Below are 22,986 nucleotides of genomic sequence, written 5' to 3'. Positions count from 1 at the left end.
ATGGGCCCGCTCGAATCAGGGCGTGGCGCTCGACGCTGGGCCCTACCAGTCGCGGCCGCTGCGCCCGCGCTTCGTGTCGCCCCGCTGCTTCTTCTCGCGCAGCCGGCGCTCGTTGATGCCGCGCGGGATCTTCTTCTTGAGACGCGGCTTGGGAGGCGGCGCGGTGGCCTCCGCCAGGAGCGCGGCGAGCCGCACGGCGGCGGTCTCGCGGTTGCGCCACTGGGAGCGGTGCTCCGAGGCCCTCACGGACACGACACCGCCGACCAGACGGCTCGCCAGCCGTTCGAGGGCACGGGCCTTCCACACGTCGGGCAGGGCGTCGGTCGCCGCGAGGTCGAAGCGGAGCTCCACCTGGGAGTCGCTCGTGTTGACGTGCTGACCGCCGGGCCCGGAGGACCGCGAGAAACGCCACATGAGTTCGGCCTCCGGCAAGGAGACCGAACCGCGGATGACATAGGGCCCGGACATGACACCCATGTTCCCCGGCCCACGGCCGGTTCGTCACCTTCTTTTGCGAGCATTCGACCAGAAGTTCGGCAAAGAAAGTAAAGCGAGCAGGAACCTCGTGGTCACTTGTCTGCGTTAGGACGGGTGACGGTAGCTTTCGTGATGGCACGAAGCCCGCACACGACGAGGAAAGGGACTTCCCATGGCTGTAAGCCTGTCCAAGGGCGGCAACGTCTCGCTCACCAAGGAGGCCCCGGGCCTGACCGCCGTCACGGTCGGCCTCGGCTGGGACGTCCGCACCACCACCGGCACCGACTTCGACCTCGACGCCTCGGCGATCGCGGTCAACACCGCCGGCAAGGTCTTCTCCGACGGCCACTTCGTCTTCTTCAACAACAAGGCGACGCCGGACCAGACCATCGTCCACACCGGTGACAACGTCACCGGCCAGGGCGAGGGCGACGACGAGCAGATCAACGTCAACCTCGCGGGCCTTCCGGCGGACATCGACAAGATCGTCTTCCCGGTCTCCATCTACGACGCCGAGGCTCGCAGCCAGAACTTCGGCCAGGTGCGGAACGCCTTCATCCGCATCATCAACCAGGCCGGCGGCACGGAGATCGCCCGCTACGACCTGAGCGAGGACGCCGCCACCGAGACCGCCATGGTCTTCGGCGAGCTCTACCGCAACGGCGCCGAGTGGAAGTTCCGCGCGGTCGGCCAGGGTTACGCCTCGGGCCTGCGCGGCATCGCCCAGGACTTCGGCGTCAACCTCTGACGTAGCGGCTTTCCCACGGGAGCCCCCGCCCGACCTCGGTCGGCCGGGGGCTCCCCTGCGTTCGCGTCACATAGCGGACACAGGCACGCTCCAGTCGGACAAGAACTGGTCAAAAACTTGTGAGGCAATTGTCGGCGTCCCGTCAAATTCGTTCATTCGGTGGCACGCTCTCCGCTCGTACCCCCCACAGGAACGAGCAACGGAGAAGGCATGACCCCCCACATGAACGCCCGTCGCACCGCTGCCCTGACCGCAGTCGCCGCGATGGTCGTCGTCGGCGTCCAGACCGGTACGGCCACGGCCGGCCCCAGCAGCGCCGACGACACAGCCTCTGCCGCCCGCACCACCGCCGGGGCTTCCGCGCTCGGCGTGAACACGGCGGACCGGCGCGGCACCGCGCTGCGGGCCGCCCAGGCGGACGCCTCGGCGGCCGCCGAGTCCCTCGGGCTCGGCAGCCAGGAGGAACTGATCGTCCGTGACGTCATCAAGGACGCCCACGGCACCGTGCACACCCGCTACGAGCGCACCTACGCCGGGCTGCCGGTCCTCGGCGGCGACCTCGTCACCCACACCGCAGCGGACGGCACCTCCAAGGGCGTGGACAAGGCCACCGAAGCCCGTATCGCCGTACCTTCGACACAGCCGGGACTGAAGGCCGCGGCGAACGCGCGCAAGGTCGTCTGGGCGGGCAGCGGCAAGCCCGCGCTCGCATTCGAGACCGTCAGGAAGGGTGTCCAGGAGGACGGCACGCCCAGCCGGCTGCACCTCATCACGGACGCCACGACCGGCAAGCGCCTGCACAGCTTCGAGGCCGTGGAGACGGGCACCGGGAACAGCCAGTACAGCGGCGAGGTCACCCTCTCGACCAGCCAGGGCGGTCAGGGCTTCGAGCTGACCGACGGCGACCGGGGCGGCCACAAGACGTACGACCTGAACCAGGGCCAGACCGGCACGGGCACCCTCGTCACCGACGCCGACGACACCTGGGGCGACGGCACGGGCGACGACCGCCAGACCGCCGCCGTCGACGCCCACTACGGCGCCGCGAAGACCTGGGACTTCTACAAGTCCGAGCTGGGCCGCGACGGCATAGCCGGGGACGGCCGCGCCGCGTACTCCCGCGTCCACTTCGGCACCGGCTACGTCAACGCCTTCTGGGACGACAGCTGCTTCTGCATGACCTACGGCGACGGGGCCGACGACAAGAGCGCCCTCACCGCCATCGACGTCGCCGGCCACGAGATGAGCCACGGCCTGACCGCGGCCACCGCCGACCTCGACTACGCGGGCGAGTCCGGCGGGCTCAACGAGGCCACCAGCGACATATTCGGCACCTCCGTCGAGTTCTTCGCCGACAACGCCACCGACCCCGGTGACTACCTCATCGGCGAGAAGATCGACATCAACGGCGACGGAACCCCGCTGCGCTACATGGACAAGCCCAGCAAGGACGGCGGCTCGGCGGACTACTGGGACTCCGGCGTCGGCGACCTCGACGTGCACTACTCCTCCGGTGTCGCCAACCACTTCTTCTACCTGCTGGCGGAAGGCAGCGGCGCCAAGACCATCGACGGCGTCGACTACGACTCCCCGACCGCCGACGGCTCCACGGTCACCGGCATAGGCCGCCAGAAGGCGTACCAGATCTGGTACAAGGCGCTCTCGGTCTACATGACGTCGAGCACCGACTACGCGGGAGCCCGCGTCGCGACCGAGAAGGCGGCGACCGACCTGTTCGGGGCCGGCAGCGCCGAACTCGCCGCCGTCGACGCGGCCTGGACCGGCGTCAACGTCAAGTAACGGGGAAGGCACAGGGAGCCGGTCAGCCTCGGGCCGGCCGGCTCCCGCCGTGGAGCCAGGTGTCCCAAAGCTCCGTCAGATCCAGGCCGGACGCCTTCTCGGCGTAGGCGGTGAAGTCGGCCGTCGACGCGTTGCCGTGCCGGTGAGCCGTGGGCCAGCCCTTGAGGAGGCGGAAGAACGCCTCGTCGTCGTCCATCTCCAGCCGGATCCGGTGGACGACCATCGCGCCCCGGCCGTACACCGGAGGCCGGGACAGGTCGGCGGGCCCCGGCGGACGGGAGGCCGGGAAGGCCCAGTTCGCCTCGTCCGCGTACGCCCTGTCGAAGCTCTCCGCGACGGGAACGCCGTCGTGGTCCGCGCTCCAGAGCCACTCCGCATACGTCGCGAAGCCCTCGTTGAGCCACATGTCCCGCCAGCTCGCGGGCGTGACCGAGTTGCCGAACCACTGGTGGGCCAGCTCATGGACGAGCAGCCCCGTGTCCGGCGGGCCGGGGAAGAACGGCCTGTTCTGGGTCTCCAGCGCGTACCCCGCGTCGCCGCGCCTTCCCACGACCGCCCCGGCCGAGGAGAAGGGGTACGGACCGAACCGCTTCTCCCCCCACGCGATGACCTCCGGGATCCGTGCCAGCACCCCGGCGCTCGCTCCGTCCACGTCCGGAGCGACGGCGGTGATCACCGGCAGGCCGCCCCCGGCAGCCGACTCCCGCACCGTGTAGCGGCCGACAACGACGGTCGCGAGGTAGCTCGCCATGGGTTCGCGGGTACGCCAGTGGAACGTCGTGCGCCCCCCGGTCGTACGCCGGGACGCGAGCTCGCCGTTGGAGACGGCGCTCCGCCCCTCGGGGACGGTGACCCTGAGGTCGTACGAGGCCTTGTCGGCCGGATGGTGGTTCCCGGGGAACCAGGCCATGGAACCGGCCGGCTCGCCCAGCGCGACCGCACCGTTCGTGGTCCGCAGCCAGCCTTCCTCGGAGCCGTCCGCGTCGGTCACGGTGCGGGGTGGGCCGGCATAGCTCACGACCGTGCGGAAGCTGCTGCCCGTGCGGAGGCGGTCGGCGACCGCGCGGTCCGGGCGCAGCGTCAGCTCCGAGCCCGCCCTGTTCACGGCGGCCGGCCGGCCCTCGACGGTCACCGACCGGACCTCCAGCCCGGCGAGATCCAGGTTGAAGGCGCTGAGGTCCTGGGTCGCCCGGGCGGTGATCACGGCCGTGCCGCTCAGCCGTGCAGCTGTCGGGTCGACGTCGAGGGACAGGTCGTAGTGCGTGACGTCGTAGCCGCCGTTGCCGAGCCTGGGGAAGTACGGGTCGCGCATCCCTGCCGCACCTGGTGTGCCCGCGCTCCCGCCGAGGTCCACGGAGCACCCCGAGACCAGGGTGAGCACGGCGACCAGCAGCGCGAGGCCGGGCACGGTGCGGCGTACGGCTGCTGCTGTCTGCTGATGCACGCAGACGATCCTAGGTACGCGCACGGGCCCACGGCACGCGCTCCGGCCCTCGGCACGCGCGCCACTCTCCGGTGCGCCACCACTCCCTGGCCCGCGCGGTGCTCCCAGGCCCGCGCGGTGCTCCCGGGGACGCGCGGTGCCCAGCCACGCGTCCGAGCCTCCCGGCCCCCGGCGGGGCCGGGGGCCGGTCCCGTTACTTCGAGACGGCAGCGACGCCGGCCGCCGCGAACTTCTCGTCGAGGTCGCCGCTCGGGGCGCCGGCCACGCCGATACCCGCCACCGGAGCGCCCTTGACCTGCACGGGCGAGCCGCCCCCGAGGAACAGCGTGCCGGGGATGTCCTTCAGGTTGGGAGCCTGCTCCAGGCGCTTGACCAGCTCGGAGGTGGGCGCGTTCCATGAGACCGCCGTGTACGCCTTCTTCACGGCGGACTCGGGGGACTGCGGGCCCGCACCGTCGCCGCGCAGGGTGACGAGCGTGTTGCCGTTGCGGTCGACGACGGCCACCGAGATGCGCTGGTTCTCCTTCTTGGCGGCGTCCAGGGCGGCCTGCGCGGCCTTGGTGGCGGCAGCGACGGTCAGGTGGGTGGACTGCTGGAGATTCCGGTCGGAGGCGTCGGCCTTCACGGCGGCGGCGGGCGCGGCGGCCGGGGCGGACGCGTTCGCGGACATCGCGCCGAAGGTACCGGCGCCGAGGGCTGCGGCGGCGACGGCACCGGTCAGGACACGGGTGCGCAGCGAGATCTTCTTCATGGTGGTCTCCTCGGGTGATTCCGGCTCTGCCTCGAACCGTTCGGCTTCCGCTATCGATCCTCCGGCCGGACCCGGGTCCGTATCGTCGGCGTACCGGCTGGAAGCCGCACCCGCGTCGGCTGACCGCCCCGTCAGCCGATCGGTTGATGCGGAGGTGGCCCCGGAGGGCGACCATGGGGTGTCCACGCAGGTCAGCAGCAGCGCGGGGATGCGGCAAGCGCAGGTCTTGGTCGAGAAAGCGCGGGGTACGAGGTGGCGCGGAACGGAAGCGAGCCGGACGCGGAGCGGGCGGCCACGGATCCGCCCGGCGCCACGGGCAGGCCCGGAACGGCGGATGGACCTGAGGTGGCGCGGAACGGAAGCGAGCCGGACGCGGAGCGGGCGGCGACGGATCCGCCCGGCGCCGCGGGCAGGCCCGGGACGGCGGATGGACCGGACGCCCCGGGCGCGGCGGACACGACGGACCCGGCCGGCCCGGCGGGCACGACAGGCGACCCGGGCACGACGGACCGCAGCAGGAGCACGGTGCACCACCCCGCCGCCGACCCTGCGGACCTTGCGGGCGACCCGGACGCCCGGTGGCTGGCCTTCCTCATGCACGCCGCGTTCTTCCTGCTGCTCGGTGCCTCGCTCACGCGCTTCCTGATGCGCCACCCCGGCGAGAGCCGCACCCCCTGGATCATCGCCCTGTCGACCGTGCTCGCCGTGCTGTACCTCCTCGGCCCCGTACTCGGCTCCCGCCCCACACCCCGCCGGCTGACGTGGCTCGGGATCCTCGTCGCGGTGTGGATGGTCCTGGTCGTCCTCGCGCCGAGCTTCGCGTGGTGCGCCGTACCGCTCTTCTACACGGGGCTGCGGATCCTGCCGCCGCGCGCCGCCCTGGCACTCGTCGCACTTCTCACCGTCTTCGTCGTCGCCGCACAGCTGAGCCTCGCCACGGGCTTCGACCCGAATCTCGTCCTCGCCCCGCCCGCGGTCGCCGCCGTAGCCACCGCCGTCTTCGTCCACATGCAGCGCCAGGCCGCACGCCAGCGGGAACTGGCCGCGCGTCAGCGCGAGCTGATCGACGACCTGCTTCGCACCCGGCGGGAACTGGCCGCCACCGAACGCCGCGAAGGCACCCTCGCCGAACGCCAGCGGCTGTCCATGGAGATCCACGACACCCTGGCCCAGGGCCTCTCCAGCCAGCAGATGCTGCTTCAGGCCGCCGACCGCTCCTGGGACGCCGACCCCGCCACCGCACGGCGCCACGTCCTGACGGCGACGGGCATCGCGGAGCGCAACCTCGCCGAGGCCCGCCGCTTCGTGCACGACCTCGCTCCGGCCGACCTTGCCGAGGGCGGCGGACTGGAGGCCGCGCTGCACGCCCTCGCCGCCCGGGAGACCGCCCAGGCACGCGGCAGCCTCACCGTCCGCTGCCATGTGGAGGGCGTCCCGGCCACCACGCTCCCCGACCGGGTGCAGTCGGCCCTGCTGCGGATCGCGCAGGGCGCCCTCGCGAACATCACCGAGCACGCGGGTGCCACCGTCGCCGCGCTGACCCTGACCCACCTCGGCGACCGGGTCGTGCTCGACATCGCCGACAACGGCCGGGGATTCAGCCCCGGCCGGCCGACGCCCCGCCCGCCCGACGGCGTACGCGGTCACGGGCTGCCGGCCATGCGGGCCCGGGTCCAGCAGCTCGGCGGCTCCCTGACCGTCGAATCGGCCCCGGGCGAAGGCACGGTCCTGTCCGCCTCCGTGCCGCTGCCCCACCCCGCCACCACGCCCGCCCCACCCGCCCCGGAGGAACGCGCATGACTCCGCCCGTACGGATCCTGCTCTGCGACGACCACGCCGTCGTACGGGCCGGGCTGCTCGCCCTCCTCGGCGGCGAACCCGACATCGAGGTCGTGGGCGAGGCGGGCAGCGGGGAGGAGGCCGTGACCCTCGCCGCACGGCTCGCCCCCGACGTCGTCCTGATGGACCTCCAGCTGGGACCCGGGATCGACGGTGTCGAAGCCACCCGCCGCATCGCCGCCGCCGGGACCGGCCACGTCCTGGTCCTCACCACGTACGACACCGACGCCGACATCACCCGCGCCATCGAGGCGGGCGCCACCGGATACCTGCTGAAGGCCGAACGCCCGGAGGAGCTCTTCGCCGCGATCCGCGCCGCCGCGCAGGGCCGCACCACCCTCTCCCCACCCGTCGCCAGCCGGGTCATGGCCCGGATGCGCAGCCCCCGGCCCGCCCTGACCGAACGCGAACTCGACATCCTCGGCCAGCTGTCCCAGGGTCTCGGCAACCGCGACATCGCGCGAGCCCTCTTCATCAGCGAGGCCACCGTGAAGACCCACCTGGGACGGATCTACGAGAAACTCGGCGTGGACACCCGGGCGGGCGCGGTCGCCGTCGCCAAGGAACAGCGCCTGCTGCCCTAGCCGCCCGGGGCCACCGCACAGCGACGGACCGTCCCCGCAGCCGGACGGCCGACGGCACCCAGGTGCCGGGCGGCGCGGGACGCTCACACGGCATGACACCATCGAACCGTGCTCGACATCGGCTACTCCCTCTCCCGGCGCTTCCCGGACCCCCCGCAGACCGACTACCGCCGCGCGGACGTCCACGCCCTGCGGCACGACCTGTTCTCCGGGGACGTCTACCTCGCCGACACCAAGGCCGACCGCGAAGTATCCACAGCCTGGGGATGGGTCCCCGTACTCGACTTCGCCTGGGCACTCTGCGACATCGTCGAACAGATCGACCGCGACCCCCGGGGCAACCGCTCGCACCGCCAGCAGTACGCCGAGCTCGACTTCACCGAATCGTCCGACCGCATGCTCTTCGAACGACGCTTCGGCTGGGTGGACGTCGAGGCCGACTGGATGCCCGGCGACGAACCCCCGCTCACCTTCAGCCACTCCCTGCTGCGCCGCGAGGCCCGTGATTTCCTCCACGACCTGATCGCCGACCTGGCCGACATGCACGAAGGCCTCGCCGACAACCCCGTCGTCTGGGATCTCCAGGCACGCTTCCCCCGCCTCTGACGACACCCGGACCCGGCAGCCCTACGCCTCCACCCGCACCCCGATCTGCGCCGCGAACGCCGGAGCCAGCTCCATCAGCTGGGACGGGCTGATCACCGCCCCCGCCAGCCGCTCGACACCCCGCGCGATGTCCAGCTCGGCAACCGTCCGCAGATCGACCGACTCCATCCGGACGGAACTGAAGTCGGCGCGCTTCAGCACACAGTCCCGGAACTCCACCCGCACCAGCTGTGCCTCCCCGAAATCCGGCTCCGACAGCACACACCCCTCGAACACGACGTCCTTCAGCCGTGCTTTGCGCAGATTCAGGTAATCGATCTTCCCGCCCCGCACGAGCACCCGCTCCAGCACCGCACCGTGCAGCTGCACCCCGCCCAGCCGCGCGTCGACGACCTCCACATCCCGCAGCGACGCCCCCGCGAGATCGGCGCCCACGCCCCGCACCCCCGTAAGCACCGAGTCGATGAATCTGGCCCGCACCAGCTCCGTGCGGTCCAGGGCACATCCGCGCAGCTCGCAGTCCAGGAAGCGCGCTCCGGGACCCGACGCGTCGGCCAGATCCGTCTCCTCGAACCGCACACCGTCGTAGTCCCCGTCGGGCTCCAGCCCCTCACCGTCGTAGGCGACGAGGGAGGGCAGCCGCACCTCCGGCCGCCGCGCCTCCGCCACCCCGGTCCTCGCACCCGCGCCCTTGGCGCTCCTGTTGCCTGTACGTGCCATGCCCCCCATCGTGACGCACACCACTGACACCGCCCGGCCAGGTGTCACAGAACCAGTTGTCCGAACCGTCCTCCATGCAGAAGCGCCCACCGCGAGGAGACCCAGCCATGCAGCGCATCCACATCGTCGGCGGCGGCCTCGCCGGGCTGACCGCCGCCGTCACCGCCGCCGAGTCCCGGGCCCCGGTCACCGTCCACGAGGCCCATCACACCCTCGGCGGACGGGCCAGGACCTCGGACGGCCCCTACCTCACCAACGAAGGACCGCACGCCCTGTACCGCGGCGGACCGCACTGGACCTGGCTCGAACAGCGGAAACTCCTCGGCCCGTTCGCCTCCGTACCGCCCCTCGAAGGCACCCGCTTCTTCTTCCGCCGCGACGGCGCGCTGCGCAGGACCCCGCCCCTCCCCATGCTGCGCCTCGCCCGCCGCAGCCCCCGCCAGGCACCCGTCGACGCCGACTTCCTCAGCTGGGCCACCGGCCAGGTGGGCGAGGAGGGAGCCCGCGCGGCGGCGCACTACATGGCCGTGGCCCTCTTCCACCACGACCCCGGTTCGCTCTCCGCCGCCTTCGTCCAGGAACGCCTGCGCCGTGCCACCGCGCTGCCACCCGAGGCGCGCTACCCCGTCGGCGGCTGGGCGCAGCTCGTCGACCGGATGGCCGCCCGGGCATGGAACCTCGGCGTACGCATCGAGACCACCGCGCGCGTCGGCCCCGAGGACCTGGCACGCCTACGGCGCAGCGGCCCGGTGATCGTCGCCACCCATCTGGACTCCGCACGCACCCTGCTGGAGGACCCCGCCCTGACCTGGGACAGCGGCCGGACCGCCCTCGTCGACCTGGCCCTGCGGACCCGTCGCGGCGACCCGTTCATCGTCTCCGACCTCGACTCCCCCGGCTGGATCGAACGGTTCACGGCCCAGGACCCCACCCTCGCCCCGCCGGGCGAACAGCTCATCCAGGCCCAGATCCCCCTCGCCCCCGGCACCCCACGCGCCGACGCGGTACGCCGCGCCGAAGACCTCCTCGACCTCGGCTTCCCGGGCTGGCGCGACCGCACCACCTGGCGCCGCGAAGCACTCGCCTCCGGCCGCACCGGCGCCGTCGACAGGCCCGGCACCACCTGGCGGGACCGGCCTGCCGTCGACCGCGGCGACGGAATCCTGCTCGCGGGCGACCAGGTCGCCGCGCCGGGACTCCTCAGCGAGGTCGCGTTCAACAGCGGCATCGAAGCGGCCGTCCTGGCGGTGCGGCAACTCGGCGGTACGGCACGGGAGACCCCCCGCAGGACAGGGACCCCCTGATCCCCGGCCGCGCACTGGAAACCAGCGGCACGGTGGGCGAAGTCGTCAGCGGGCCGTGACGATCACACAGCCGCTCCGGCCGGCCCCGGGCAGCACAGCCAGCCCCGCCCCGCCCTGACCAGCACAGCCACCTCACGCCCGACCCGGACAACACAGCCAGTCCCAGCCCGCCCTGACCAGCACACCAACCTCACGCCCGACCCGGACAGCACAGAGAATCCAGGCCCGCCCCGCCCGTCAGGGCACTCAGGCCGCTCCGAGCTCCGCCAGCTCCCCGTCCGCCAGCCGGTACACCGTCCACTCGTCCTGGGGCCGCGCACCCAGCGACTCGTAGAACGCGATGGACGGCACGTTCCAGTCCAGCACCGACCACTCCAGACGCCCGTAACCCCGCTCCACGCAGATCCGCGCCAGCTCCGTCAGCAGCGCCTTCCCGTAACCGCCACCACGCCTCTCAGGGCGCACGTACAGGTCCTCCAGATACACGCCGTGCACCCCACGCCACGTCGAGAAGTTGAGGAACCACAACGCGAAGCCGACCAGTTCACCGTCGTCGTCCGACACCGCGACGTGCGCGTACGCGGCAGGCCGCTCGCCGAACAGCGCCTCTCGCAGCTGTTCCTCCGTGGCGTTCGCCTCGTCGAGCGCCTTCTCGTACTCGGCGAGCTCACGGACCATGGCGTGGATGGCGGAAACATCATCTGAAGTGGCATTACGAATCATGTGGGCAGCCTAAGCACGCCGCCACGCGCCCTGCCCCTCAGTTTCGCCCCAGCAACAGCCGTGCGATCACCACGTGGTCCGCCGCCAGCCGCCGCGCCCCGTCCCGGACCCCCCACACCCCGTTCTGCAGCACCCTCCCCAGCGTCCACGCCCGCGCACGCTCCCGGTCCAGCCCCAGCACTCCGGACAGCAGATCGAACCGCCACAACACCTCGGACGCGTCGAACCTGTTGTGCAGCGCCGGAAACAGCTCGAACCCCGGATCACCGCCCAGCGGCTTCGGATCCAGCGCGACCCACTCCCCCGCCCGGCCCTCCTCCGCACGCCCGGCCAGGACGTTGCCGTAGTGCAGATCCCAGTGCAGCAGGCGGTCCCCCGGCTCCCCCGCCACCTCCCGCACCGCAGCCGCGCAGTCCACGAGCAGCCGCCGCTCGCCCTCGTCCGCCAGCCTCGCCGCCGCCCCCGGCGCCTCCTCCAGCATCCGGACGGCCTCGTCCCCGAGCTGCCGCATGCCCGGCGGAGCCGGCACAACGACCAGCCTGGCCAACGACTCCGCGAGCACCCGTACAGCCGCCCGCGCATCCACCACGCCGCTCAACGGCCGCCGCTCATCCAGCCGTTCCAGCAGCATCGCCCCGGTCGCCGCGTCATGCCCCAGCAAGCTCACCGCACCCGCGCCCGCCGCACCCCAGACCCGTAGGGCGACCGGCTCCCCCGCCGTCTCCTCGTCCACCAACTGGAGCTTCAGCGCAGCCCGGCGACCATCCGCCTCCCGCACCACCGGAAGCACCAGCGCGCACATCCCGCTCATGGGAACCCCGTCGAGCCGCAGTCCCCACTCGTCCAGGTACCTCCCGGCGAGAGCGGGCAGCGCGTCGGCGAACGCCCGCCCCACCGCGCCGCCATGGGTCCTCAGATTCACGACAAGGCCATCCGGAACGTCGATCACCCCGCGAGCGTAGAGGTAACGTCCCTCCAGCTACTGGGCTGCACACGGACAAGCAGGGGACACATGAGCACCGTCAGTACCGTCAACGGCGGCATTTCCTTCTGGTACGCGAAAGAGGGCACCCCCACCCCACGCGAACCCCTGCCCGGCGACACGAGCGCCGACGTCTGCATCGTCGGGGGCGGCTACACCGGACTCTGGACGGCGTACTACCTCAAGAAGGCCGTCCCCTTCCTCAACATCACCGTCCTGGAGGCCAAGTTCTGCGGTTACGGCGCCTCAGGCCGCAACGGCGGCTGGCTCTACAACGGCATCGCGGGCCGGGACCGCTACGCCAAACTGCACGGCCACGACGCCGCGGTCCGCCTCCAGCAGGCCATGAACGCCACCGTCGGCGAGGTCATCCGCATCGCCGACGACGAGGGCATCGACGCCGACGTCCACCACGGCGGCGTCCTGGAGGTCGCCCACACCCCCTCCCAGCTGGCCCGCCTCAAGGACTTCCACTCCGTAGAGATCGCCTTCGGCGAGACCGACCGCGTCCTGCGCGGCGCCCGCGAGACCGCCGAGCGCGTCCGTGTCTCCGGAGCCGTCGGCTCCAGCTGGACCCCGCACGGCGCACGCCTGCACCCCGCCAAACTGGCCAAGGGCCTCGCGGACACCGTGGAGGCCCTCGGTGTCACGATCCACGAGTCGACGCCCGTCACCGAGATCAAGCCCAAGCACGCCGTCACGCCCTACGGCACCGTCCGCGCCCCCTACGTCCTGCGCTGCACCGAGGGCTTCACCGCAGGCCTCAAGGGACAGCGGCGCACCTGGCTCCCCATGAACTCCTCCATGATCGTCACCGAGCCCCTGTCCCAGGCCCTCTGGGACACCATCGGCTGGGACGGCCGCGAAACCCTCGGCGACATGGCCCACGCCTACATGTACGCCCAGCGCACCGCGGACGACCGCATCGCCATCGGCGGACGCGGGGTCCCTTACCGCTACGGCTCGGCGGCCGCCAACGTCAACGGAACAGACCGCACCCGGCCCGCGACCGTCGAGGCCCTGCGTGACCTCCTCGTCCGCTTCTTCCCCACCACCGCGGGCACCCGCATCGACCACGCCTGGTCCGGTGTGCTCGGCGTCCCCCGCGACTGGTGCGCCACGGTCACCCTGGACCGCAGCACCGGCCTCGGGTGGGCCGGCGGCTACGTCGGCTCCGGCGTCGCCACCGCCAACCTCGCCGCCCGCACCCTGCGCGACCTGATCCAGCAGGACTCCGGCCAGGCCGGCCCCACCGACCTGACCGCCCTCCCCTGGGTCAACCACAAGGTCCGCCGCTGGGAACCCGAACCCTTCCGCTGGCTCGGCGTCCACGCCCTCTACGCCGCCTACCGCGCGGCGGACCGCCGGGAGTCCGCCTCACCGACCCCGGGAACGGACCGCATCGCCGCGCTGGCGGACCGCATCGCCGGCCGCCACTGAGCCTTGCCCGGCCGGCCCGTCGCGGGCAGCCCGGTTCAGGCCACTTTTCGCCATCGACGGTGTGTACCTGACAACAGCTCGAATACCATGCGGCGTAAAGCAGTTGGGCTGACGCACGCCGGGGGGCGACATGCTGGATCCTGAGCCGGAGAGACCATGGAGCGGCCGGTCCGGACCGCTGCCACCACCCCCCTCGGCGCCTCCCCCCTCGACGCCACCACCGGCCTCGGCACCCCCGCCCTCGTCACCCCCGTCCTCGGCACCGACTCCCGCGCCCGGGTACGCGCCCGGGCCGTCTTCGTGGGGCCCTGTCGACCTGCGCATCACCAAACGGCTGCTCTGGGTGGGCGGAGCCGCCTACCCGCTGCAGAACATCGCCCGCGTGTACACGTTCACGCTGAGGCCGAAGCGCGGCGAGGCCTTCACGCGCTTCATGAAGCGGGTCGGGATCAACGCTGCCGTGCTGCTGCTGGCCCTGCTGATCCAGGAGCTGAACCGCTTCGGGTCATCGGACGAGGACGGGATCATGCAGTTCGCCTGGACGGTCAGCCTCCTGGCATTCATCTTCTACTGCGGCGACATGTTCTCCGTACTCCTGGCCAAGTCCCACCCGGTCATGGCGATAGAGACGTCCGGCCCGTCGACCGCGATGGTGACCGGCAGGAACCGGGAGCACCTGAGCGAGCTCGTGGGAAGCGTCTCCCACGCGATCGAGAACCCGGACACGGAGCTCAGCGTGACGGTCGGGCAACTTCTGATCAGCAGGCCCCAGAACTACTACTTCGGTGACAACGTCAACATGTACGGCGGACAGGGCAACACGGGAATGGTGAACGGATGAGCGGCGACAGCTACCACTTCGGTGACAGCGTTACCATGCACGGCGGGCAGGGGAACACCGGCATCGTCAAGGGACAGACCGCGCCCGTCTCCGCCCCCGCCGACAACACCGCCCTCCGGCAAGCGGTCGAGGAGCTCCGGCAACTGCTCGGGGAACTGCGTGACCAGGTATCGGCCGTGAACGCACAGACGATCGACGACTCGTTGACGAACATCGACGGCGAGGCCGGCACTCCGCCCGAGGAACAGCACAGGGCCCTCATGGCCGTCGCCGGCATCGCAGCCACGGTCGGGGCGGTCGGGCAACCTGCCCTGGACGCGGTGAACCGGATCCTGGAGCTGCTCGGCGCGCGGTGACGCGGCAGTGGCCCCTGAGGCCCTCACCAGGCCCCGCCCGCAGGAGGACGGAGCCGTCGTCCGGCCGCGCTGCCGCGACGAGCCCGGTCCCGTCACCGCTGACCGGCACGTGGCGACGGCGCGGGTGACCTCTGTCGACCGCCCTGCGGTCACGCGTACAGTCCAGTGCGGCGTGCTGTTCCTCGTAGACATCGGCGCTGATCACCGTTCCGGTCGCTCATTCGGACCGGCGTCGGTGGCGTAAGCGGAGACCGAGACACCGAGGCACCAAGCCGAACGGCCGGTGCCGGCCCGGGGACGGCTGATGACGGTGACTGCGTGCGCCCCGTCGACGGTGAGACCGGTCGTACGGACGTCTGCCGTGCGGGTCCTGGTGGGCTCGGCACAGGGCGTCTTCCATGCGGGCCTTGGTGGGCTCGACACGGAGCCGACCACGACGGCGTCACAGGGCTGCATCTGCCCCGAACAAGGGTTTCCCGGTGACCTGGGGAAGCAAAAAGGCCCAGGTCAGAGCTGATCTGACCTGAGCCTTCCCAGAGCCCCCTATCGGATTCGAACCGATGACCTACGCATTACAAGTGCGTTGCTCTGGCCGGACTGAGCTAAGGAGGCAGCGGAAGCATTGTAACCAACGCCGGGACCGGAACCTGCTCGATATTCGAGACCTCGGACTGCTGACAGATCCGAGAACGCCAGGTAGCGTCACCTCAGGTTCACTCCAGTGGACCACACCACTCCCTTACTCGGATCGTCCGGCACGTTCCTGCCGGTGGAGGAGAAGAATCGTCATGGCCAGTGTCACGTTCGACAAGGCGTCCCGCGTCTACCCCGGCTCCACGAAGCCGGCTGTGGACCAGCTCGAGATCGACATCGAGGACGGCGAGTTCCTCGTCCTCGTCGGTCCTTCCGGTTGTGGCAAGTCGACCTCCCTGCGCATGCTCGCGGGTCTCGAGGACGTCAACGGCGGCGCGATCCGCATCGGTGACCGCGACGTCACGCACCTGCCCCCGAAGGACCGGGACATCGCCATGGTGTTCCAGAACTACGCGCTCTACCCGCACATGTCCGTCGCGGACAACATGGGCTTCGCCCTCAAGATCGCCGGTGTGAACAAGACCGACATCCGGGCGAAGGTCGAAGAGGCCGCCAAGATGCTGGACCTCACCGACTACCTGGACCGCAAGCCGAAGGCGCTCTCCGGTGGTCAGCGCCAGCGTGTGGCGATGGGCCGCGCCATCGTGCGTGAGCCGCAGGTCTTCCTCATGGACGAGCCGCTGTCGAACCTCGACGCCAAGCTCCGTGTGTCGACGCGTACGCAGATCGCCTCGCTGCAGCGCCGCCTCGGCATCACCACCGTGTACGTCACCCACGACCAGGTCGAGGCCCTCACCATGGGTGACCGCGTCGCGGTCCTCAAGGACGGCCTCCTCCAGCAGGTCGACTCGCCGCGCAACATGTACGACCGCCCGGCGAACCTCTTCGTGGCCGGCTTCATCGGCTCCCCCGCGATGAACCTCATCGAGGTCCCGATCACCGACGGTGGCGTGAAGTTCGGCAACAGCGTCGTCCCGGTCTCCCGTGACGCGCTCACCGCCGCCGCGAACCGTGGTGACACCACCGTCACGGTCGGTATCCGTCCCGAGCACTTCGACATCGTCGAGCACGGCGGCGCCGCCGCGACCGGCCTCTCCAAGGCCTCCTCCGACGCCCCGGCCGGTCTGGCCGTCTCCGTCAACGTCGTCGAGGAGCTCGGCGCCGACGGTTTCGTCTACGGTGCCGCGCAGGTCGGTGGCGAGCACAAGGACCTGGTCGTCCGCGTCGGCGGCCGCGCCGTTCCGGAGAAGGGCACCGAGCTGCACGTCGTGCCGCGCCCGGACGAGCTGCACGTCTTCGCCACGTCGACCGGTGAGCGCCTGACCGCCTGATCCGTCCGAGCCGTCGCCACGGCCCCGCGTTCCCATGAGGACGCGGGGCCGTTCGCGTGTCGCGGGGCAGGACCGGGTTTCGGGCCGACTGGGTACCAAATACCCTGTCACATCGGTCAATTCACCCCGGACCGTCAACGCCTGATTCGAAAAGACCTCTCGAACCATCCCCCGCAAGGGTGACGAAATGTCGCCGAGTCATCACTGCCCGCTACGCTCGCCTGCGTGACCCACACCGCGCGCCGAATCGGCCGAACCCTAGCTCTCGTACTGCCCGTCGTCATGGTCCTGTCCGGGACCCTCGCGGTCACCCGCGTGCAGTGGTCGGGGCAGGACACCGAGACCCAGTTGCTGACCGCCGCCTCGGAGACCGTGTCCAAGCAGGCGAAGGCACGGGCACCTCAGGACGTTCTGCGGGACAAGCTCCTGCTGGAGCTCCGTGAGAAGGACCCGGGCGTCGCGTTGACGAGCCTCCAGCGCACCGTCGAGGGGCGCCCCTCCCTGGCGAGGCACTGCATGTCGATCGCCAAGGCGCTCGGCAAGGCCGCCGTGGACCAGTACGGTCCGACGCGCGCCCACCGTTTCTCCCGTCCGGTCTGCGACACCTCGTTCGCCTCGGGAGTCGCGCAGTTCAGCTGAGCCGGGTGTGTCCGGGCACGGCATATCGTGCCTGGCATGCATACGTTTCCGACGCAGGCCGTGATCCTGGCGGGTGGTCAGGGCTCACGGCTGCGCCCGTACACCGATGACCGCCCCAAGCCGATGGTCGAGATCCCGGGGACGGGGACCCCGATCATCGGCCATCAGCTTTCCTGGCTGGCCGCCGAGGGCGTCACCGACGCCGTGATCTCGTGCGGCCATCTTGCCGATGTGCTCCAGGAGTGGCTGGATTCCGCCGACCTCCCCTTGCGTGTGACGACCGTCGTCGAGACCGAGCCCTTGGGCCGGGGCGGCGGTCTCAAGCACGCGGCGGCACGGCTCCCCGATCCGTCGGAGCCCTGGTACGCGACGAACGGCGACATCTGGACCCGCTTCTCGCTGCGGGAGATGGCCGCCTTCCACGCCGAGCGGGACGCCACCGCGACGCTCGCGCTCGCCCGCCCTCGGATCCCGTGGGGCGCCGTGGAGACGGACGCGTTCGGGCACATCACCGACTTCATCGAGTCGCCGCCGTCGCCGTATCTCATCAACGCGGGTGTGTACGTCTTCGCGCCCGCGTTCACCGCGCTGCTCCCGGACCGCGGCGACCACGAGCGGACGACCTTCCCCCGGCTGGCCCGTGAGCGCCGGCTGGCCGGCTTCCCGCTGCCGCACGGGGCGTACTGGCGGGCGATCGACACCGCGAAGGACCTCACGGAGGCGGCGAAGGAGCTGGGCGCCCAGGTGGGCGGCTGACCTGCCCCTGTACGTGTGCGAGGGCGGCCACCGGATGTCCGGTGGCCGCCCTCGTGGTGTGTGGCGCGCTCGTCAGCCGAGCAGGCCGCCGATGGGGTTCTGGCCGGCGCCGCCGGAGGATCCGCCCTCGGACCCCCCACCGGAGGAACCGCCGTCGTCCGAACCGCCGGTCGTGCCGCCGGAGCCGGCGGAACCGGACGAGCTGGGGCCCGCGTCACCGGACGGGGGCTCCTGCGGGGACGGCTCCTGCGGGGGTACCTGGCCGGTGCCCTGCGTCTGACTGGGCTCGCCACCGGTGCTCGCCCCGGCCGTCGGGCCGGACTCACGCTCGGAATCGGAGCCCTGGGTGGACTCCTCGGCCGACGGGGTGCCGGGAGCGCTGGAGGGGGACGTCTCGGGGGTGCGGTTCTCCGGGGTCCGGGAGGGCTTGCGCTTCTTGCCGGTGGACTCGTCGGGGAGCGGGGCGCCGGGCAGCTGGTTGGTCGGGTAGCTGTCGGGGCCCGGCACGGTGACGACCTCGGTGGACCGGACCGCTCCGCCGAGCATCGAGCCGACCAGCAGGGTCAGGCCGACGACGACGGTGGCGACCACGGTGCCGCGACGGAGCACCCGACGGCGGAGGTCCCAGATCGCCGAACGCGGGCCGAGCGTGCGCCAGGCCTCCCCTGCGAGGCGCCCGTCGAGGGAGTAGACGGGGGCTCCGGCGATGACGAGCGGGCTCCAGGCGGCCAGCAGGATGATGTCCGGGGTGTCGTAGGCGGCGCTGCGCCAGCTGACCGTCACCAGGATCGCGGCGGAGAGCAGGACGGCGAAGGCCGCCGCGACACGCTGCCAGAGGCCGAGGACGGTGAGTACGCCGACGACGACCTGGAGGAAGGCGACGGAGAGCCCGGCGGCGACCGGGTGGGAGAGCGCGAGGTCGCGCAGGGGTTCGGCGGCGGTCCAGGGGTGCAGCGAGGTCAGCCACTTGACCATGGAGCCGCGGTCGCCGCCGTCGAAGTAGGCCGGGTCGCAGAGCTTGCCCATGCCGGCGTAGATGGAGAGGAAGCCGAGGATGACGCGCAGCGGGAGGAGGACGACACCGAGGTTCATCCGGCGGCCGGGGTAGTAGGCGTGCCGGACGGCGTCGTTTGCGTGGCGTCGTTCCCCGGCGGAGGTGCCGTCCTGGCCCTCGGCGTCGGGGTCGTCGTCGTAGGGGACGTCGTAGGCGTCGTGGCGCGGCGTCTCGACGGCGTCGTAGGCGCCGACGGCCTGCCGCATGGGAGGCAGCAGCGGCCCGGTGCGGGGGCCGCCCTGGTGGGGTGGCCGGAGTACGGGGTTGGGCTGGGTCTCGTCGAGGCGCGGGATGACCTGGGTCCCGCCGCCCGTGTCGTCGTACCCCGCACCGAAGTCACCGCCCGGGCGGACGTCGAGGTGGCCGGCGGTGGAGTTCCGTACGGCCTGCAGGAGTCCTGTCGCTCCGGGGTCGCCCGGCTCGGACCTCCCGCTCCATACGACGGGAGCCCGCCTGCGGCCGCCCGCGCCGCTCATGGCGGGGATCCTGGCCGGTCCGGCGGAGCCCACGGGGCGCAGACGGGTGCGCTGGCCCGGGGCGAGCTGCACCCGGAAGCTGGCGTGGCTGACGATGACCTGCGCGGGGTCGCTGTCCACCTTCGTCATGCTCAGGGCGGGTTGGTCGTCGAACCGAGGCGTTCTGGTGTCCACACTCATCTAACCGAGTGATGTGTGATTAGGACACTGCCTTGACGCGCCCAGAGTGTCCGAGACCCGTCAAGATCCGGCCAACCTGCGTCGGCCGGGAACTCCAGTACGCCCGCCGTACGTCAACCAGCACAGCTTTTCACGGACGTCGAGCGCAGGGGGACGGAACGCAGTGGCCGGACAACAACTCATCTTCAATGACCTCTCCCGCTATCCGGTCATGGCCCAGGCGTTGGACAACCAGTGGCTGCCCAGTGATCTCGCTGCCGCACGGCAGCACGCGGACGCACCGTCCGGGCGTTCCCCGGACGACGTGGACGCCGCCGCCGCGGAACTGCGGCGCGCACTGGTGAACAGTGGGACCCTCGTGGTCAACCGGGCCTACTTCATCAACAACCAAGCCGTCTCGGCCAACTATCTCCCGTCTGCCGACCCGTCCGAACGCCAGGCCTTCATAGACCTGCTGAACGGGAGGGCGCTCGTCCCGTTCCTCTACTCCGAGCGGGACCCCGCCGCCGAGTTCGCCTGGACGAACGACGCGCAGGTCCATCGCGCATGGCAGCGGCTGCTCAACGACGAGGCCGAGCCGGCGCTGGTCCGCTTCGACTGGGACGACGAGGCGAACCGTGAGGCGACCGAGAGCATCAACCAGTTCTTCTCCAGCCGCCTGACGACTCTCATGCGGCTTCGTGAAGCCCCGCTCAAGAAGCACCTGAACATTTCCCTCGCCCAGGCGCGGGCCATGAAGGAGGGCGTACTCACCGATATAGCCAGATGGGCCACGCAGCAGGACCTCTACGCGACCATCACTCGGGAGGCCGTGTACAAGGAGTTCCTGACGCGGCCGGGCACGGAGGTGCACGAGGGGCTGCTGAGGGAGGGCGAGCACGTCGTGGCCACCAAGCAGCTCGTGGACCTTCTGTACAACCTGGGGGTGCCCAAGGCGAGTGGGGTCACCGCCCTCACGCCTCCGGGGTCACCGCCGCGGTCCACGCTCCAGGAGCTGCGTGACGACGTCCGCAGCCGTCCCGACGACCCGGAGCAGATCGGCCTGCTGCTGCGCGACGTGTTCGCCGACGCGCTCCACCGGGCGGTGGACGGCCCACGCTCCTACGGCTCGCTGTCACTGTCCGACATCACACGTCTGCGCACCACCGCGGAGTGGAACGGTTATGTGAACGCCCTGGACTCGTTCGTACGAGGCAGTTTCAGGGACGGGCGGATCCCCACCCCGGAGGAGTTCCGGGCGGGCACGGGTGATGTCGCCAAACTGCACCGGGGGATGCTGCGGGCCGCGCGCAAGGTGAGCGGTACGCAGCAGGGCTTCCAGCGCGAGATGAAGGTGGCGCTGGTCCTCGAGTCTGCGGGGATCGCCCTGCAGGTGACGGCCGGTGAGGAGGTATCCCTGCTGGCGGGTTCGCTCCAGATGGCCACGGCGCTCGCGGGTGCGCTGAGCGTGCGCCTGGAGTTCTTCGACCGCGAGGGCCGTGGGGCACGCAGTGGGCTCGGGCATTCACTGACGCTGCCTTCGCTCCAGCTGCGCAACGTCCGGAAGGACTGGGAGGAGATCCTCAAGTCGTACGGCGGCAGGGTCGCGGAGACCGGGGCGAGCCCGCGCCGTGGCCAGGCCGATCAGCAGTCGCCGCATGTCTGAACACGACAGCGCCCGGGAAAGCACACCAGATGAGTACCGAGTCCTACCAACGGCTGCGCGTGGAGCGCCCTGATCTGTTCGTCAATCACCCCGGGGGCATCGAGATCCTCAGTGATCCGGAGGCCGTCACCGAGGCCGGCGGTGTGCTTTACAGCGACCGCTACATCACACTGCTGCGCGATCCGGTGCGCTTTCCGGACGGGACCACCGGCTCGTACATCCGGTCGGTCAGCCCCACACCGGCACCGGGCTGCGTAGTGCTCCCGCTGCTCGACGGCGGGGTGGTGCTGATCGAGCACTTCAGGCATGCGACGCGTTCATGGCATTGGGAGGTACCGCGTGGTTTCGGCACGCCGGGGATGTCCGCCGTGGAGAACGCGGCCAAGGAACTGGAGGAGGAGATCGGCGCTCAGGCGCTGGAGATCGTCCCGCTCGGCGAGCTGCACCCGGACTCGGGCACAACAGCCGACCGTGTGTCGCTCTTCGCGGCGCGGATCGCCGGGACGGGGCCCCTGGAGGCCCGCGAGGCGATCCGTACGTGCGTGACAGTGCCGTTCGAGGAGGCCGAGGCGATGGTGGGCGACGGACGGATCACGGACGGGTTCACGATCGCGGTGCTGCTGAGGGCGCGGCTGGCGGGCCTGACGGCTTGAGAGCGGTCAGGCCCGGTCGCCGCACGGCAGCTCGTCACGCCCTGCGGCGTGCCACCTCGTAAAGGACGATGCCCGCGGCCACACCGGCGTTGAGGGATTCGGCGCCGCCCGGCATCGAGATCCGGACCCGGTAGTCGCAGGTCTCGCCGACGAGGCGGCCGAGGCCCTTGCCCTCGCTGCCGATGACGATGACCACGGGGCCCTCCAGGGCCTGCAGGTCCTCGACCGTGTGTTCGCCGTCGGCGGCGAGGCCTACGACGGTGAGGCCGGCCTTCTGGTAGCCCTCGAGGGCGCGGGTCAGGTTGGTGACACGCGAGACCGGGGTGCGGGCCGCGGTTCCGGCGGAGGACTTCCAGGCTCCCGCCGTCATGCCGGCCGCGCGGCGCTCGGGGACGACGACGCCGTGGCCGCCGAAGGCGGAGACGGAGCGGACGATCGCGCCGAGGTTCCGGGGGTCGGTGACGCCGTCGAGGGCGACGATCAGCGGGTCCTCGCCGTTGTCGTGCGCGGCGGCGGTGAGGTCCTCCGGGTGCGCGTACTCGTAGGGCGGGACCTGGAGGACGAGGCCCTGGTGGTTCAGGCCGTTCGTCATCCGGTCGAGCTCGGGGCGCGGCGCCTCCATGAGGTTGATGTTGCCGCGTTCACCGGCGAGCTGGAGCGCCTCGCGGACCCGCTCGTCGTTGTCGATGTACTGCTGGACGTAGAGGGTGGTGGCGGGCACGCCGTCGCGCAGCGCCTCGAACACCGGGTTGCGGCCGACGACCATCTCCGACGTGCCCTTGACGCCACCTCGGCGCGGGGCGGGGCGGCGCGCGGCGGCCTGCTTGGCCTGGGCGCTCGCCACCCTGTTCTTCTTGTGTCCCTTGCGGGCGGAGGCGGGCGGCGTCGGTCCCTTGCCTTCGAGAGCACGGCGTCGGTTACCGCCGCTGCCGACCTGCATGCCCTTCTTGTTGGACGTGCGGCGGTTCCTGCGCTGGCTGTTCCCGGCCATGACCTACCTGTTTCGTTGCTTCAGAAAAACGTCGTCAAGTGAAAGTGTGCCG

Annotated in this window: 22 protein-coding genes and 1 tRNA gene; 14 read left to right on the top strand and 9 right to left on the bottom strand. The window is 71.2% G+C overall.

The genetic code is table 11. The annotated features are described in order from the left end of the window. Nucleotides 1-42 precede the first annotated feature (42 nt). The gene (gene arfB / locus HED23_RS02055) at nt 43-477 is read right to left on the bottom strand and encodes an alternative ribosome rescue aminoacyl-tRNA hydrolase ArfB (protein WP_203181732.1); all 435 of its coding nucleotides are present in this window, start codon (nt 475-477) and stop codon (nt 43-45) included. A gap of 172 nt (nt 478-649) precedes the next feature. Here arfB and HED23_RS02050 point away from each other — a divergent pair, with 172 nt between their 5' ends. Both HED23_RS02050 and HED23_RS02045 read left to right on the top strand, forming a co-directional pair. Then, the gene (locus HED23_RS02050) at nt 650-1,225 is read left to right on the top strand and encodes a TerD family protein (protein WP_104787851.1); all 576 of its coding nucleotides are present in this window, start codon (nt 650-652) and stop codon (nt 1,223-1,225) included. Nucleotides 1,226-1,435: 210 nt separating this feature from the next. Next, complete coding sequence (locus tag HED23_RS02045; protein ID WP_203181731.1) at nt 1,436-3,025, top strand: M4 family metallopeptidase; 1,590 nt, start codon at nt 1,436-1,438, stop codon at nt 3,023-3,025. A gap of 22 nt (nt 3,026-3,047) precedes the next feature. On the opposite strand, the gene HED23_RS02040 is transcribed toward HED23_RS02045, so the two are convergent. Then, on the bottom strand, nt 3,048-4,469 hold the full coding sequence (locus tag HED23_RS02040; protein ID WP_238441812.1) for a M1 family metallopeptidase: 1,422 nt from the start codon (nt 4,467-4,469) through the stop codon (nt 3,048-3,050). A 193-nt stretch (nt 4,470-4,662) separates the two neighbouring features. After that, nucleotides 4,663-5,220 (bottom strand): GlcG/HbpS family heme-binding protein, encoded by a 558-nt coding sequence (locus tag HED23_RS02035; protein ID WP_203181730.1) that lies wholly within the window; start codon nt 5,218-5,220, stop codon nt 4,663-4,665. 525 nt (nt 5,221-5,745) lie between these two features. On the opposite strand from HED23_RS02035, the gene HED23_RS02030 reads away from it, so the two are divergent. The 3 genes from HED23_RS02030 to HED23_RS02020 all read left to right on the top strand — a co-directional run bounded on the left by HED23_RS02030 (nt 5,746) and on the right by HED23_RS02020 (nt 8,249). Then, nucleotides 5,746-7,020 (top strand): sensor histidine kinase, encoded by a 1,275-nt coding sequence (locus HED23_RS02030; protein WP_203187317.1) that lies wholly within the window; start codon nt 5,746-5,748, stop codon nt 7,018-7,020. Further along, nucleotides 7,017-7,643: a response regulator gene (locus HED23_RS02025; protein ID WP_203181729.1), complete on the top strand. Its 627-nt coding sequence runs from the start codon at nt 7,017-7,019 to the stop codon at nt 7,641-7,643. The genes HED23_RS02030 and HED23_RS02025 overlap by 4 nt, the downstream gene beginning before the upstream one ends. Before the next feature lie 108 nt (nt 7,644-7,751). After that, entirely contained in the window at nt 7,752-8,249 is a 498-nt protein-coding gene (locus tag HED23_RS02020) for a hypothetical protein (protein WP_033297163.1), read from the top strand. Nucleotides 8,250-8,270: 21 nt separating this feature from the next. Here the strand turns inward: HED23_RS02020 and HED23_RS02015 are convergent, their stop codons facing one another. Further along, nucleotides 8,271-8,978: a pentapeptide repeat-containing protein gene (locus tag HED23_RS02015; RefSeq protein WP_203181728.1), complete on the bottom strand. Its 708-nt coding sequence runs from the start codon at nt 8,976-8,978 to the stop codon at nt 8,271-8,273. 98 nt (nt 8,979-9,076) lie between these two features. On the opposite strand from HED23_RS02015, the gene HED23_RS02010 reads away from it, so the two are divergent. Next, nucleotides 9,077-10,273 (top strand): FAD-dependent oxidoreductase, encoded by a 1,197-nt coding sequence (locus HED23_RS02010; protein ID WP_203181727.1) that lies wholly within the window; start codon nt 9,077-9,079, stop codon nt 10,271-10,273. 246 nt (nt 10,274-10,519) lie between these two features. Here the strand turns inward: HED23_RS02010 and HED23_RS02005 are convergent, their stop codons facing one another. Together HED23_RS02005 and HED23_RS02000 are read right to left on the bottom strand one after the other, a co-directional pair. Continuing rightward, entirely contained in the window at nt 10,520-10,996 is a 477-nt protein-coding gene (locus HED23_RS02005; protein WP_203181726.1) for a GNAT family N-acetyltransferase, read from the bottom strand. Nucleotides 10,997-11,033: 37 nt separating this feature from the next. After that, nucleotides 11,034-11,945 carry an aminoglycoside phosphotransferase family protein gene (locus HED23_RS02000; RefSeq protein ID WP_203181725.1) on the bottom strand — a complete coding sequence of 304 codons (912 nt, stop codon included), beginning with the start codon at nt 11,943-11,945 and terminating at the stop codon, nt 11,034-11,036. Between the two features lie 63 nt (nt 11,946-12,008). Between HED23_RS02000 and HED23_RS01995 the strand changes: the two genes are divergently transcribed. From HED23_RS01995 to HED23_RS01985, 3 genes are all read left to right on the top strand, one after another. After that, entirely contained in the window at nt 12,009-13,418 is a 1,410-nt protein-coding gene (locus tag HED23_RS01995) for an NAD(P)/FAD-dependent oxidoreductase (protein ID WP_203181724.1), read from the top strand. 316 nt (nt 13,419-13,734) lie between these two features. Next, the gene (locus HED23_RS01990; protein ID WP_203187316.1) at nt 13,735-14,259 is read left to right on the top strand and encodes a DUF6232 family protein; all 525 of its coding nucleotides are present in this window, start codon (nt 13,735-13,737) and stop codon (nt 14,257-14,259) included. Next, nucleotides 14,256-14,615: a hypothetical protein gene (locus HED23_RS01985; RefSeq protein ID WP_203181723.1), complete on the top strand. Its 360-nt coding sequence runs from the start codon at nt 14,256-14,258 to the stop codon at nt 14,613-14,615. Before HED23_RS01990 ends, HED23_RS01985 begins: the two co-directional genes overlap by 4 nt. Nucleotides 14,616-15,152: 537 nt before the next feature. On the opposite strand, the gene HED23_RS01980 is transcribed toward HED23_RS01985, so the two are convergent. Then, a tRNA-Thr gene (locus HED23_RS01980) sits at nt 15,153-15,227 on the bottom strand. 176 nt (nt 15,228-15,403) lie between these two features. Between HED23_RS01980 and HED23_RS01975 the strand changes: the two genes are divergently transcribed. From HED23_RS01975 to HED23_RS01965, 3 genes are all read left to right on the top strand, one after another. Next, entirely contained in the window at nt 15,404-16,540 is a 1,137-nt protein-coding gene (locus tag HED23_RS01975; RefSeq protein ID WP_203181722.1) for an ABC transporter ATP-binding protein, read from the top strand. Nucleotides 16,541-16,765: 225 nt separating this feature from the next. Continuing rightward, nucleotides 16,766-17,179 (top strand): hypothetical protein, encoded by a 414-nt coding sequence (locus HED23_RS01970; protein WP_203181721.1) that lies wholly within the window; start codon nt 16,766-16,768, stop codon nt 17,177-17,179. Nucleotides 17,180-17,215: 36 nt separating this feature from the next. After that, entirely contained in the window at nt 17,216-17,935 is a 720-nt protein-coding gene (locus HED23_RS01965) for a nucleotidyltransferase family protein (protein ID WP_203181720.1), read from the top strand. A gap of 72 nt (nt 17,936-18,007) precedes the next feature. Here HED23_RS01965 and HED23_RS01960 read toward each other — a convergent pair whose 3' ends face one another. After that, a complete protein-coding gene (locus HED23_RS01960) occupies nt 18,008-19,645 on the bottom strand; it encodes a DoxX family membrane protein (RefSeq protein WP_203181719.1) in 1,638 nt (545 codons plus the stop codon). A 163-nt stretch (nt 19,646-19,808) separates the two neighbouring features. Between HED23_RS01960 and HED23_RS01955 the strand changes: the two genes are divergently transcribed. Both HED23_RS01955 and HED23_RS01950 read left to right on the top strand, forming a co-directional pair. After that, nucleotides 19,809-21,290 carry a hypothetical protein gene (locus tag HED23_RS01955; RefSeq protein WP_203181718.1) on the top strand — a complete coding sequence of 494 codons (1,482 nt, stop codon included), beginning with the start codon at nt 19,809-19,811 and terminating at the stop codon, nt 21,288-21,290. Between the two features lie 29 nt (nt 21,291-21,319). Further along, nucleotides 21,320-21,943 (top strand): NUDIX hydrolase, encoded by a 624-nt coding sequence (locus tag HED23_RS01950; RefSeq protein WP_203181717.1) that lies wholly within the window; start codon nt 21,320-21,322, stop codon nt 21,941-21,943. Nucleotides 21,944-21,977: 34 nt separating this feature from the next. Here HED23_RS01950 and rlmB read toward each other — a convergent pair whose 3' ends face one another. Then, complete coding sequence (gene rlmB / locus HED23_RS01945) at nt 21,978-22,934, bottom strand: 23S rRNA (guanosine(2251)-2'-O)-methyltransferase RlmB (protein ID WP_203181716.1); 957 nt, start codon at nt 22,932-22,934, stop codon at nt 21,978-21,980. Nucleotides 22,935-22,986 lie beyond the last annotated feature (52 nt).

This window comes from Streptomyces pratensis (assembly GCF_016804005.1).
Classification (GTDB): Bacteria; Actinomycetota; Actinomycetes; order Streptomycetales; family Streptomycetaceae; genus Streptomyces; species Streptomyces pratensis_A.
This window is presented reverse-complemented; position numbering and strand designations above follow the sequence as displayed.

Coding starts and splice junctions, on each gene's coding strand:
- HED23_RS02005 (WP_203181726.1), bottom strand. CDS start 10,996: ATGATTCGTAATGCCACTTCAGATGATGTTTCCGCCATCCACGCCATG.
- HED23_RS01965 (WP_203181720.1), top strand. CDS start 17,216: ATGCATACGTTTCCGACGCAGGCCGTGATCCTGGCGGGTGGTCAGGGC.
- HED23_RS02025 (WP_203181729.1), top strand. CDS start 7,017: ATGACTCCGCCCGTACGGATCCTGCTCTGCGACGACCACGCCGTCGTA.
- HED23_RS02015 (WP_203181728.1), bottom strand. CDS start 8,978: ATGGGGGGCATGGCACGTACAGGCAACAGGAGCGCCAAGGGCGCGGGT.
- arfB (WP_203181732.1), bottom strand. CDS start 477: ATGGGTGTCATGTCCGGGCCCTATGTCATCCGCGGTTCGGTCTCCTTG.
- HED23_RS02035 (WP_203181730.1), bottom strand. CDS start 5,220: ATGAAGAAGATCTCGCTGCGCACCCGTGTCCTGACCGGTGCCGTCGCC.
- HED23_RS02050 (WP_104787851.1), top strand. CDS start 650: ATGGCTGTAAGCCTGTCCAAGGGCGGCAACGTCTCGCTCACCAAGGAG.
- HED23_RS02010 (WP_203181727.1), top strand. CDS start 9,077: ATGCAGCGCATCCACATCGTCGGCGGCGGCCTCGCCGGGCTGACCGCC.
- HED23_RS02045 (WP_203181731.1), top strand. CDS start 1,436: ATGACCCCCCACATGAACGCCCGTCGCACCGCTGCCCTGACCGCAGTC.
- HED23_RS01950 (WP_203181717.1), top strand. CDS start 21,320: ATGAGTACCGAGTCCTACCAACGGCTGCGCGTGGAGCGCCCTGATCTG.
- HED23_RS01960 (WP_203181719.1), bottom strand. CDS start 19,645: ATGAGTGTGGACACCAGAACGCCTCGGTTCGACGACCAACCCGCCCTG.
- rlmB (WP_203181716.1), bottom strand. CDS start 22,934: ATGGCCGGGAACAGCCAGCGCAGGAACCGCCGCACGTCCAACAAGAAG.
- HED23_RS01975 (WP_203181722.1), top strand. CDS start 15,404: ATGGCCAGTGTCACGTTCGACAAGGCGTCCCGCGTCTACCCCGGCTCC.
- HED23_RS01985 (WP_203181723.1), top strand. CDS start 14,256: ATGAGCGGCGACAGCTACCACTTCGGTGACAGCGTTACCATGCACGGC.
- HED23_RS01995 (WP_203181724.1), top strand. CDS start 12,009: ATGAGCACCGTCAGTACCGTCAACGGCGGCATTTCCTTCTGGTACGCG.